Below are 11314 nucleotides of genomic sequence, written 5' to 3'. Positions count from 1 at the left end.
AATTGGTCGGGCATGCAGGATTTGATCTGGCCGGCATTCCGGCTGCGGCTCGAGCCACCCCACACTTCTTTCATTCGGGCGTAAAAAAACCGGCCAGTTGGCCGGTTCTTTGAAATTGGTCGGGCATGCAGGATTTGATCTGGCCGGCACTCCGGCTGCGGCCCGAGCCACCCCACACTTTTATCATTCAGGCGTAAAAAAACCGGCCAGATGGCCGGTTCTTTGAAATTGGTCGGGCATGCAGGATTTGAACCTGCGACCCTCGCCACCCCATGACGATGCGCTACCAGACTGCGCTAATGCCCGAAAACGTTGCGAATAATACGCTAAGCGATTGAAAAATCAAGCCTTTTTTGAGGACTAGCAGTGTGAATCGACTATTCCTCGGAGAGCAACTTGAGGACGGCTTCCAACTCGCGAATCATGTCACGGATCAGCGCCTTATGCTGTTCACGCATGGCGTTGCCCTCTTCCGGCTCGGAGAGCTTTTGGCGGGCGCCACCAATGGTAAAGCCGTCTTCGTAGAGAAGATGGCGGATCTGGCGAATGAGGACGACATCGTCGCGCTGGTAGTACCGGCGGTTACCCCGCCGCTTTACCGGACTGAGTTGAGGGAATTCCTGCTCCCAGTAACGCAACACATGCGGTTTTACCGCACATAAATCACTGACTTCGCCAATTGTAAAGTAACGCTTCCCTGGAATAGGAGGCAACTCATCGTTCTGGCTCGGTTCCAGCATAGGCCTCTACTTTTACCTTAAGCTTCTGACCGGGACGAAACGTGACGACCCTGCGCGCGGAAATGGGAATTTCCTCGCCGGTTTTCGGGTTCCGGCCCGGTCTTTGGCGTTTGTCCCTGAGATCGAAGTTGCCGAACCCGGAGAGCTTCACCTGCTCGTTGTGTACCAGACAATCGCGGATCTCTTCAAAGAAGATTTCCACCATTTCCTTGGCTTCGCGCTTGTTCAGGCCAAGCTCTTCGTACAAGCGTTCAGCCATCTCCGCTTTGGTCAGGGCCATTGTCAGCTCCTCAGCGCAGCATCGAACCTCGTCTGCAAGGTGGTGATGATCGAATCCATCAGGTTGTTTATTTCGTCATCAGTAAGAGTGCGCGAAGGATTCTGCCAGGTCAAGCCTAACGCAACGCTTTTTCGTTGCGAATCAATGCCTTTGCCGCGATAGATGTCAAAAAGTGTGAGATTCTCGAGGTCTTCTCCAGCCTTCTCCCGAACACTGTTCACGAGCTCGGAAACCGGGGTATCCTCGTCCACCACCACGGCCAGATCCCGTGTTGAGGCCGGGTACCGCGACAGCGGCGTGAAGGACGGCAATTCGGCTTTCAGCACTTTGTCCAACCGCAGTTCGAACATGAACGTCGGCTGTTTGATCTCGAGCTGACGGGCCTGGTTCGGGTGCAAGGCGCCGATGTAACCCACCAGCTTGCCGTTGCGCTCGATCCGGGCGCACTGCCCCGGGTGCAAGGCACTGTGCTGGCCCGGCACGAATTCGAAACCGACGCCCTTGATCAGTCCGAGGACCTGCTCGACATCCCCTTTGACATCGAAGAAATCAAGCGCTTCGCCGGTCTCGTACCAGCCCTTCGGCAGACGGCTGCCGGTGGCAATGCCCGCCAGCATCGGCACCTGCTCGGTGCCGTTGTCCGTCGCCCGAAAACGTAAACCGGTTTCGAACAGACGCACCCGTTCCTGCTGGCGGTTCAGGTTGTGGCTCACCGCCTTCAGCAGGCCCGGCCACAGCGAAACGCGCATGACCGACATATCGGCTGAAATCGGGTTGGCCAGTTCGATGCCGTGCTCTTTCGGGAACATGGCGGCTTGCAGGCCCGGTTCGACAAAGCTGTAGGTGATGGCTTCCTGATATCCCAGGCTGGCCAGACGGTCGACCAGCAAGTCGGTGGAGACCTTCTGCTCCGCACGACCGCGCGGCCCCAAGGCGGCCTTGGGTACGGTCACCGGCAGACGGTTGTACCCGTAGATGCGGGCGATTTCCTCGATCAGGTCGGCCTCGATCTCCATATCGAAGCGCCAGCTCGGCGCGGTTACGGCCCAACGGCCCTCGCCGCTTGCGGAGACCTCGAAGCCCAGGCCGGTCAGAATTCGCTCGATCTCGGCGACGTCGATGTTCAGCCCCAGGCTGGAGGTTGCGGTATCGGCGCTCAGCTCGATCTTCGCCGGCTCCGGCAACTGGCTGCGATCTTCTTCGACAACCAGCGGACCGGGCTCGGCACCGCAGATGTCCATAAGCAATTGGGTGGCGCGCTCGACGGCCGACTCCTGGAGGCTGGGGTCGACACCCCGCTCGAAACGGTGGCTGGCATCGGTGTGCAAGCCGTATTGACGGGCGCGGCCGGCAATTTCGATCGGTGCGAAGAAGGCACTTTCCAGAAAGACCCGGCGAGTATCGGTGTTCACACCGCTCTGCTCACCCCCCATGACACCGGCCATGGCCAGCGGGCCGTTGCCATCGGTAATTAGCAGGACGTCGTCGGTCAGGTCGATGGTCTGGCCGTCGAGCAACTCCAGTTTTTCTCCCGTTTTGGCCCGACGTACGACGATGCCGCCTTTCAGGCGGTCCAGATCGAAACCGTGCAGCGGTTGACCCAGCTCCAGCATCACGTAGTTGGTGACGTCGACCACCGGGTCGATCGACCGGATGCCGGAGCGACGCAGGCGCTCGACCATCCAGATCGGGCTCTGTGCGGCGACATTGACGTTGTTCAGCACCCGACCGGCGTATCGCGGGCAACCGGCGGTGTCTTCCAGGGTCACCGGGAAGGTATCGTCGTGCACCGGGGCAACCGGTTTGAGGTCAGTCGCACTGACGGGGGTCTGGTTCAGCACACCCACTTCGCGGGCTATGCCGGCGATGCTCAGGCAGTCGGCCCGGTTCGGCGTCAGATCGACTTCGATAGCCAGATCGTTCAGGCCCAGCACATCGCGCAGGTCTTCGCCGACCGGTGCGTCCTCGGCCAACTCCAGGATGCCTTCGTGGTTGTCCGACAGGCCCAGTTCTTTTTCGCTGCACAGCATGCCATGGCTTTCCACCTGGCGCAGCTTGGCCTTTTTGATCTTGAAGTCGCCCGGCAGCACGCCACCGACCGTGGCCAGGGCAACCTTGATGCCGGCCCGGGCGTTAGGGGCGCCGCAGACCACCTGAACGGTCTCGGTGCCGGTATTGACGTGGCATACCTGCAGTTTATCGGCGTTCGGGTGCTGTTCGCACTCGGTGACCTCGGCCACGATCACGCCTTCGAAGCTTTCGGCCACGGGTTCGGCGCCGTCCACTTCCAGACCCGCCATGGTGATCTGATCCATCAGCGCCTGGGAGCCGATATCCGGGTTAACCCATTCACGCAGCCATTGTTCGCTGAATTTCATAAGCTGTGTCCAATCATCCTATTCTGTATGTCGGGTCTCAGTTGAACTGACGCAGGAATTTGAGGTCGTTCTCGAAGAACAGACGCAAGTCGTTGACGCCATAACGCAGCATGGCCAGGCGTTCGACTCCCATGCCGAACGCGAAGCCCTGATACCGGGTGGAATCGACCTTGGAGGCTTCCAGTACGTTCGGGTGCACCATGCCGCAGCCCATCACTTCCAGCCAGCCGGTGTGGCTGCAGACGCGACAGCCGTCGCCACCGCAGATGACGCATTCGATATCGACTTCGGCCGATGGCTCCGTGAACGGGAAATAGGACGGCCGGAAGCGCACCGCCAGCTCTTTTTCGAAGAAGACCCTCAGGAATTCTTCCACGGTGCCTTTAAGGTCCGCGAAACTGACTTCGGTATCGACCAGCAAACCTTCCATCTGGTGGAACATGGGCGTGTGGGTCAGGTCGGAATCGCACCGGTAGACGCGGCCCGGGCAGATGACCCGGATGGGCGGTTCCTGGTGCTCCATGGTCCGCACCTGCACAGGCGAGGTATGGGTCCGCAACAGGGTGCCAGCGTCGAAATAAAAGGTGTCGTGCATGGCACGGGCCGGGTGATGCGACGGGATGTTGAGCGCTTCGAAGTTGTGGTAATCGTCTTCGATCTCAGGCCCCAGGGCGACATCGTAGCCAATGTTGGTGAAGAAGGAGTCCATGCGGCGCAGGGTCTGAGTGATCGGATGCAGCCCGCCCAGGGATTGACGACGCCCCGGCTGGGTCACGTCGATCTTCTCCTGGGCGACTTTGGCGGCCAGTGCCTGCTCTTCGAGCTCCGCCTTGCGGGCACTGATGGCATCGGCCACGGCCGTTTTCACTTCGTTGATCTTGGCGCCCGCCGCGGGACGTTCTTCGGGAGATAGAGCCCCCAACCCCTTCAGCTGAGCGGTGATCTCGCCCTTTTTGCCCAGAAAGCGAACGCGCAGGTCTTCAAGCTCCTGCGGGTTGCCGGCGTTCCGGACGGCTTCTAACGCTCTGGAGTGCAGTTGAGATAGGGTATCCATGGACAGTTGAAACTCCCGTCGAGACTCGCTGGAAAAAGCCCTCACTATAAGGATGGGGCTGAAATAAGCAACTGATTGCTAAGGGAAAGTTGGGGTTTGTAGGAGCGCACGCCGTGCGCGACCTTCTAGGTGGCTTATACCCCAGGCCGCGCACGGAGTGCGCTCCCACAAAACACCGATCAATTTTCCGTAAACAATGTATCGGCGAAACTGCGCTCGCAGTAATGACAGCGCAATTGCACCCGTTCGCCCTGGGTGAGGACTGTGAATCGCGTCTCCACCGGCTCGTTGTGCGTGATGCAGTTCGAATTCGGGCACGGGAAGACGCCGACAAAGACCTCCGGCAGGCTGATCGGAAATTTACGGACCACCCGATAGTCTTCGATGATGTTGACCGTGGCATCCGGGGCGAACAACGCCAACTCGGCGGCATCCTGTTCGGTGAAGGGCCACTCGTCGACCTTGACCAGGTCTTTCAGGCCACTGCCCTTGCTGGGCAGGTTGAGACCCACGGTCAATCGGGCCTGCGCGTTCTTGATTTGCAGCCGCCCGAGTATCACCAGCCCCTTGCCGGCCGGAATGTGGTCGATGACCGTGCCGGATTGAATGGCCTCGACCAGCATGGTTTCGCGTCTGGGTTCAGACATCGGCAGGGTCTCCCTCGACAGAGTCCAGTACGGTTTCGTTCATGACCAGTGACAACAGCGCCTGACGGGCATAGACGCCGTTCTCGGCCTGTTGGAAGTAGTAGGCATGGGGTGTGCGGTCGACCGCGGGATGAATCTCGTCGACGCGTGGCAAGGGGTGCATCACCCGTAAATGTTCCGCCGCCCGCTCCAGCATTTCAGGCTTCAGGATGAACTGGGAAGCCAGATGCATGTATTCGGTCGGGTCGAAGCGTTCTTTTTGTACCCGCGTCATGTAGAGCACGTCGACCAGAGGGATGACATCCTCCAACTGATCAATGTATTCGAACTGGATACCGGCTTCGGTCAGGCTGTCTTCGATGTAGGCCGGCATGGCCAGCGCCTTGGGCGAGACAAAATAAAAGCGCGGCTTGAAATGCCCGAGCGCCTGGGCCAGCGAATGCACCGTCCGGCCATATTTCAGGTCGCCCACCAGCGCCACCGAGAGCCCTTCCAGGCGCCCCTGACATTCGGCGATGGAAAACAGGTCCAACAGTGTCTGGGTCGGATGCTGGTTGGCCCCGTCCCCGCCATTGATGACCGGGATATCCGCCACTTCGGCCGCGAGCCGGGCCGAACCTTCCTGCGGATGACGCATGATGATGGCATCCGCATAGGAAGCGATCATGCGGATACTGTCGGACAGGGTCTCGCCTTTTTTGGACGACGTATGGCCGCTGTCGGAAAAACCGATCAAGGTCCCACCCAGGCGCTGAACCGCTGTTTCGAAGGACAGACGGGTGCGGGTGGATGCTTCGAAGAAGCAACTGGCGATGAGTCGATCCTTGAGCAGAGGTTGGGGTCCGGACGCCTTGAGCTTGGCAGCCCGTTCGATGATGAATTCCAGGTCAGACTTGGAGAGGTCACCGATCGATACGATATCGCGACCGTATAATGGGTTACGCATGCATGGGCCCTGCAAAGATTTGCGGCATTATAAAGTAAGATGCCGTCGACCTCATCCGCCGCCGGACCGTCTTTTTACAGTATGCGAACACCCGCATTTTTGTGATCGACCGCACACCGCCTCGAACAGCGGTCTTATCTGATGCCACCCTGAGAACACTATAAGGATACTTCGCAGGTTTTGGTTTTTATCCGGGGTTCTCTTGGGTACCTTTTCTCGTGCCAGCAGTGATGGCAACACACATTACGAACTGAAATCGAACTGACAGAAGGAAAAAAGGATATGTTGAAAAAGGGAATCCTCAGCGCGGGTCTGGCCTTGATGATGTTGCTGCCGAACGCCTACGCCGCCGAAGGAAACACCGAAACGACTCAAGAAGAGGCCGCCATTCTCTACGTCGACATCAACAATGACGGCGCCGAAAAGCTGGCGGACATCCTGGACGGTGTCGGTACCAGTCGCGCCGAAGCCATTGTCACCTATCGGGAAGAGAACGGCCCCTTCATCGCACCGGAAGACTTGATGAACGTACCAGGCATTGGCCCCGCCACCCTGGAGAAGAACCGGGAGCGCATTCGCGTCGGCATGGTGGAAGGCTGATCCGCTGAGTTTTCATGGACTCGCCGCCACGGACGGCCGTTCAGGATGACATGCACCGTCAGGGACGACCGACGGAATACAGGGACTACAGGGAAATGCAGGAAAGCCGCCAGGAGGGCGGAGTACGGTACCTCACGGAAGAACGGAGACGTAACGCCAGGAAGGCCATGGAGCAAACGCTCACGGAAGAGGTCGGATAGCTGTTTCCAGGAAGGACAGGAACCGTACGTCAGGGAATGTTAAAAGGGATGCCACTGCCAGGATGGCCAGGAAACGCAGACCAGGGAAGAAGCAGGAGTGGTAGCACCAGGACGGTCAGGACAAAGACAGCCAGGAAGGCGTTGGATGTTGTACTGCCAGGACGGCCAGGATGTACTGCGACCCGCCAGGAAGGCACAGGGGCATGGCACTGTGAGGGTGCACAGGAGCAGTACGCCAGGGACGCGGCCATCCTCAAGCGGGAATGCTCGGGGAGTGACGTAAAAGGATGACACGGCCAGGAGGCCACCAGGGAGTTGGGTGTAAAAGACAGACCGGAGTTCCCGTGAGAGCTCCGGTTTCTTTTTTGGTGTGCCGAAAACACAAAAAGCAGCCGATTGGCTGCTTTTTGATTTGGAGCGGGAAACGAGATTCGAACTCGCGACCCCAACCTTGGCAAGGTTGTGCTCTACCACTGAGCTATTCCCGCTGAATACGAAGCTTCGACACATATAAAACGGAAGTGGCGTCCCGTAGGGGACTCGAACCCCTGTTACCGCCGTGAAAGGGCGGTGTCCTAGGCCACTAGACGAACGGGACGTTGCAAAGACGCGTTTCCGTCGAAAGCGGAGCGCATGATAGCAAGATTTTTATCGAGATCAAGAATTTTTTTATAGAAATCAACACATTAAGGTTCGGCGATGTCGATCTCGTTTTTATAGACCCGCTGTTCATGGCGGGAATACGCCGTCTCCCAGCGTTCACACTGGGGGCAGAACCACAGCATGGTAGCGGACTCGAATCCGCAGTGGTTGCACTGGTACACATCCGACAGGCGCAACTTCAGACGCTGCAGGGACTCGACCAAAACGCCCCTCGCCCGCTCTCCGATATCTTCGCGCTGCTCCAGCCAGCGTTGCATCAGGCCGAACGAGGCACCGGAGTTGACGATGTCTTCAAGCTCTTTCTGCCAGATGTCCGCTTTGGGATCGTTCGGTCCAACCAGGTCCAGCAGGGATTCCAGTACCCGATGACTCGGGTGACGATCGTACAACTCTTCCAGATAGCGCCGCAGCCCGGCCTCCCCGCCCGTCAGTCGCACCAGGCTCTTGAGCGCGGGTAACACGACATCGATGCGCCGCACATCGCGGTTGAGCGCTTCTTTCAGCAAACGAATCGCACGATGATAGTGCCCCATCGCGGTTTCGACTTCGGCACTGACGATGAAGGTTCGCGCGCTGTTCGACAGTTTACGTGCCTCTTTCAGAGCGGCACGGGCACCGGCTTCATCGCCGGTACTTTTCAGCAGGTGGGCCTGCTCGCAGTACAGATTGGCCAAACGGATATTACCGGAACCGGGATCACCGTATTTACGCACCAGAGCGATGGCCTTGCCCCACTCATGCTCTCGCTCCAGCACCGTGAGCCAGAGCCGAAAGGCCTGGGCGGAATAGAGTTCGCCGTCGCCGAGAATCATTTCCTCGAGCACCGACTCGGCCCGCCCGAGGAAGCCGGCGGAAAAGTAGTCCTGTGCCAGCTCGACCCGAATGCGATTTCGCTCTTCCCGTTCCAGAACGGACTCAAGCAGCGTTTCATGGACGCGAATCGCCCGATCGGTCTGGCCGCGCTTGCGGAACAGCTCGGCCAGGGCCAAATGCGTCTCCAGGGTGTCCGCATCCACCGGTAACCGCTCGAGGAGTACATCGAGCTCGCGATCCGGTTGCGGCGACAGGGGTTCGAACGGGTCCAGGCGGAAACGCGGTGTTCCGTTGATCGACGTGGTCAGTCGACGCCAGAGCGATTTAACAGCGGTCAGCATCAGGCGCTACCCGAACGCTTCCGTTTTGAAAACCGGCCCAGGATCAACCCGATGAGGATGCCCAGAAACAGGGTTATCAGCAGCCAGATAAACAGCGGCAATGCCGGCGTGTTCCAGGCCATGAAGGCGAGTGAGACGGTTTGGTTGTTACCGAAGGCGAGCAGCCAGGCCAACACAAACAGGGTCAGCGCGATGAGGATCTTGAATGATCGAGCGATCATGGACGAATTTGGCCTCCCGGCTCAGGCAAGGAAGGTGAGCGCTTATTTGTCGATGATGCCTACGTTGACGGATTCGCGCAGTTCCTTGCCGGGTTTGAAGTGCGGTACGTATTTACCTTCCAGGGATACGGATTCACCGGTTTTCGGATTACGACCCACCCGTGGGGAGCGATAATGCAGCGAAAAGCTGCCAAAACCCCGGATTTCGATCCGTTCTCCGTCGGCCAGGCTTTCCGCCATATGATCGAGCATGGTCTTGATGGCCAGCTCGACATCCTTGACCGACAGTTGGGATTGTCGATCGACGATGCGTTCTATGAGTTCGGACTTGGTCATCTGAACCTCCCCGGTCGGGCGTACCGAAGGAATCCTGGGGAAAAGCCCCGCAAGACACCTTTGCGTTCCGGAATTAGACTAAATCAGCCCTGAAAATAACACAAGTGTTTATTTTTTAACGTTTTTTTGTTGTCCCTCTCCCGGAGGTAGAGGGGATGCCCACAAAAAAGCCGGCGCAAGGCCGGCTTTCTTCACTGGAACTCGGGGTTCAACGATTACTCGCTGCCCTGCTCCATCTTCTGCTTGATCAGGTCGCCAATGGTGGTCGGACCGGAAGCTTCGGCCGCTTTCTCTTTCAATTCGCGAACAGCGGCTTTCTCTTCCTGAACGTCCTTCGCCTTGATGGACAGGCTGATGACGCGGTTCTTGCGATCAACGCTGACGATCTTGGCTTCGATTTCGTCACCTTCGTTCAGGACGTTGCGCGCGTCCTCGACCTTGTCGCGGGAGATTTCGGAGGCCTTCAAAATGCCTTCGACTTCGTCGGACAGGGTGAGCGTGGCCGCCTTGGCATCCACTTCTTTAACGGTACCGGTGACCAGGGAGCCCTTGTCGTTCAGGGAGACGAACTCGGCGAACGGGTCGCTGTCCAGCTGCTTGATGCCCAGGGAAATGCGCTCGCGTTCCGGGTCGATGGACAGGATGATGGTTTCCAGCTCATCGCCTTTCTTGTACTTGCGAACCGCATCTTCGCCGGATTCGTTCCAGCTGATGTCGGACAGGTGAACCAGACCGTCGATGCCGCCTTCCAGACCGATGAAGATACCGAAGTCAGTAATGGACTTGATCTTGCCGGTAACCTTGTCGCCCTTGTTGTACTTGTTGGAAAAGTCTTCCCAAGGATTGACAACAGTCTGCTTGATGCCCAGGGAGATACGACGACGCTCTTCGTCGATGTCCAGGATCATCACGTCGATCTCGTCGCCGACGGAGACCACTTTGGACGGATGGATGTTCTTGTTGGTCCAGTCCATTTCGGAAACGTGAACCAGACCTTCGACACCCTCTTCCAGTTCGGCGAAGCAGCCGTAGTCGGTCAGGTTGGTAACGCGCGCCTTGACCACGGACTCTTCCGGGTAACGACCCTTGATGTCGACCCAGGGATCTTCGCCCAGTTGCTTCAGACCCAGGGAAACGCGGTTGCGCTCGCGGTCGAACTTGAGGACCTTGACTTCGATCTCGTCGCCGACCTGAACGATTTCGCTCGGGTGCTTGATGCGCTTCCAGGCCATGTCGGTGATATGCAGCAGGCCGTCGACGCCGCCCAGATCCACGAAGGCACCGTAGTCGGTCAGGTTCTTGACGATACCCTTGACGACCTGGCCTTCCTGAAGGCTGGCCAGCAGTTCTTCACGCTCGGCGCTGTTGGAGGCTTCCAGAACGGCGCGGCGGGAAACGACGACGTTGTTGCGACGACGGTCGAGCTTGATGACTTTGAAGTCCAGCTCTTTGCCTTCCAGGTGGGTCGTATCGCGTACCGGACGGATATCGACCAGAGAGCCCGGCAGGAAGGCGCGTACAGAGCTGATGTCGACGGTAAAGCCACCCTTGACCTTGCCGTTGATAACACCTTTGACCACTTCTTCCGCTTCGTAAGCTTTTTCCAGCTCGGACCAGGCTTCCGCGCGCTTGGCTTTCTCGCGGGACAGTCGAGTGTCACCGAAGCCGTCTTCGACCGCTTCCAGAGCCACTTTGACTTCGTCGCCCACGGCGATTTCCAGTTCGCCCTCTTCGTTCAGGAATTGTGAACGAGGGATGATGCCTTCGGATTTCAGGCCAGCGTGAACCGTTACCCAGTCGGAGTCGATGTCGACGACGACGCCGGTAACAATGGAGCCCGGCTCCATCTCGATCGTTTTTAAGCTTTCTTCAAAAAGTTCAGCGAAAGATTCAGTCATTCGAATAATAATCCCAGTGATTAACGGCCCGACGCCCTGTTTGCATAGGGTTCAGTGCGTTTCGGGCTTTACCGCACGCCAGCCCGCACGGGTCAATCCAACATATCCCGGCGTCGCGCTGCTGGTACTTGCGACTGCCCCGGGAGCCTTGTGAAAGCGGTCAAAAAGAACACAATCACGCGTTTTAGGAGCGCGTA

The 11314-nt window shown here is 58.3% G+C and carries 11 protein-coding genes and 3 tRNA genes; 1 reads left to right on the top strand and 13 read right to left on the bottom strand.

What is annotated here, in order from left to right:
- Positions 1–229 precede the first annotated feature (229 nt).
- The 7 genes from IE111_RS15365 to pyrB form a co-directional block, all read right to left on the bottom strand.
- Positions 230–306 (bottom strand) — tRNA-Pro (locus IE111_RS15365).
- Positions 307–377: 71 nt separating this feature from the next.
- Positions 378–740: a MerR family transcriptional regulator gene (locus tag IE111_RS15360; protein WP_189610300.1), complete on the bottom strand. Its 363-nt coding sequence runs from the start codon at positions 738–740 to the stop codon at positions 378–380.
- Positions 715–1020, bottom strand: a complete 306-nt coding sequence (ihfA, locus tag IE111_RS15355) for an integration host factor subunit alpha (RefSeq protein WP_189610298.1) — start codon at positions 1018–1020, stop codon at positions 715–717. The genes IE111_RS15360 and ihfA overlap by 26 nt, the downstream gene beginning before the upstream one ends.
- 2 nt (positions 1021–1022) lie before the next feature.
- Complete coding sequence (gene pheT / locus IE111_RS15350; RefSeq protein ID WP_189610296.1) at positions 1023–3398, bottom strand: phenylalanine--tRNA ligase subunit beta; 2376 nt, start codon at positions 3396–3398, stop codon at positions 1023–1025.
- A 37-nt stretch (positions 3399–3435) separates the two neighbouring features.
- Positions 3436–4452 carry a phenylalanine--tRNA ligase subunit alpha gene (gene pheS / locus IE111_RS15345; protein WP_189610294.1) on the bottom strand — a complete coding sequence of 339 codons (1017 nt, stop codon included), beginning with the start codon at positions 4450–4452 and terminating at the stop codon, positions 3436–3438.
- Positions 4453–4631: 179 nt separating this feature from the next.
- A complete protein-coding gene (gene pyrI, locus IE111_RS15340) occupies positions 4632–5099 on the bottom strand; it encodes an aspartate carbamoyltransferase regulatory subunit (protein ID WP_189610292.1) in 468 nt (155 codons plus the stop codon).
- The gene (gene pyrB, locus IE111_RS15335) at positions 5092–6045 is read right to left on the bottom strand and encodes an aspartate carbamoyltransferase (protein WP_189610290.1); all 954 of its coding nucleotides are present in this window, start codon (positions 6043–6045) and stop codon (positions 5092–5094) included. Before pyrB ends, pyrI begins: the two co-directional genes overlap by 8 nt.
- A gap of 282 nt (positions 6046–6327) precedes the next feature.
- Here pyrB and IE111_RS15330 point away from each other — a divergent pair, with 282 nt between their 5' ends.
- The gene (locus IE111_RS15330; protein WP_229805379.1) at positions 6328–6645 is read left to right on the top strand and encodes a ComEA family DNA-binding protein; all 318 of its coding nucleotides are present in this window, start codon (positions 6328–6330) and stop codon (positions 6643–6645) included.
- Between the two features lie 613 nt (positions 6646–7258).
- Here IE111_RS15330 and IE111_RS15325 read toward each other — a convergent pair.
- The 6 genes from IE111_RS15325 to rpsA form a co-directional block, all read right to left on the bottom strand.
- Positions 7259–7333, bottom strand: a tRNA-Gly gene (locus tag IE111_RS15325).
- Between the two features lie 34 nt (positions 7334–7367).
- Positions 7368–7443 (bottom strand) — tRNA-Glu (locus IE111_RS15320).
- Between the two features lie 88 nt (positions 7444–7531).
- Positions 7532–8662 (bottom strand): tetratricopeptide repeat protein, encoded by a 1131-nt coding sequence (locus IE111_RS15315; RefSeq protein WP_189610287.1) that lies wholly within the window; start codon positions 8660–8662, stop codon positions 7532–7534.
- The gene (locus IE111_RS15310; protein WP_189610286.1) at positions 8662–8883 is read right to left on the bottom strand and encodes a lipopolysaccharide assembly protein LapA domain-containing protein; all 222 of its coding nucleotides are present in this window, start codon (positions 8881–8883) and stop codon (positions 8662–8664) included. The genes IE111_RS15315 and IE111_RS15310 overlap by 1 nt, the downstream gene beginning before the upstream one ends.
- Positions 8884–8925: 42 nt before the next feature.
- On the bottom strand, positions 8926–9219 hold the full coding sequence (gene ihfB, locus IE111_RS15305; protein ID WP_189610284.1) for an integration host factor subunit beta: 294 nt from the start codon (positions 9217–9219) through the stop codon (positions 8926–8928).
- A gap of 215 nt (positions 9220–9434) precedes the next feature.
- A complete protein-coding gene (gene rpsA, locus IE111_RS15300; protein WP_189610283.1) occupies positions 9435–11117 on the bottom strand; it encodes a 30S ribosomal protein S1 in 1683 nt (560 codons plus the stop codon).
- Between the last annotated feature and the right edge of the window lie 197 nt (positions 11118–11314).

The organism is Saccharospirillum salsuginis, assembly GCF_014651855.1.
In the GTDB taxonomy this organism is placed as follows: Bacteria; Pseudomonadota; Gammaproteobacteria; order Pseudomonadales; family Natronospirillaceae; genus Saccharospirillum; species Saccharospirillum salsuginis.
Note: the sequence above shows the minus strand (reverse complement) of the source record. Positions and strands in the feature narration are given on the sequence as shown.

Coding starts and splice junctions, on each gene's coding strand:
- IE111_RS15360 (WP_189610300.1), bottom strand. CDS start 740: ATGCTGGAACCGAGCCAGAACGATGAGTTGCCTCCTATTCCAGGGAAG.
- ihfA (WP_189610298.1), bottom strand. CDS start 1,020: ATGGCCCTGACCAAAGCGGAGATGGCTGAACGCTTGTACGAAGAGCTT.
- pheT (WP_189610296.1), bottom strand. CDS start 3,398: ATGAAATTCAGCGAACAATGGCTGCGTGAATGGGTTAACCCGGATATC.
- pheS (WP_189610294.1), bottom strand. CDS start 4,452: ATGGATACCCTATCTCAACTGCACTCCAGAGCGTTAGAAGCCGTCCGG.
- pyrI (WP_189610292.1), bottom strand. CDS start 5,099: ATGTCTGAACCCAGACGCGAAACCATGCTGGTCGAGGCCATTCAATCC.
- pyrB (WP_189610290.1), bottom strand. CDS start 6,045: ATGCGTAACCCATTATACGGTCGCGATATCGTATCGATCGGTGACCTC.
- IE111_RS15330 (WP_229805379.1), top strand. CDS start 6,328: ATGTTGAAAAAGGGAATCCTCAGCGCGGGTCTGGCCTTGATGATGTTG.
- IE111_RS15315 (WP_189610287.1), bottom strand. CDS start 8,662: ATGCTGACCGCTGTTAAATCGCTCTGGCGTCGACTGACCACGTCGATC.
- IE111_RS15310 (WP_189610286.1), bottom strand. CDS start 8,883: ATGATCGCTCGATCATTCAAGATCCTCATCGCGCTGACCCTGTTTGTG.
- ihfB (WP_189610284.1), bottom strand. CDS start 9,219: ATGACCAAGTCCGAACTCATAGAACGCATCGTCGATCGACAATCCCAA.
- rpsA (WP_189610283.1), bottom strand. CDS start 11,117: ATGACTGAATCTTTCGCTGAACTTTTTGAAGAAAGCTTAAAAACGATC.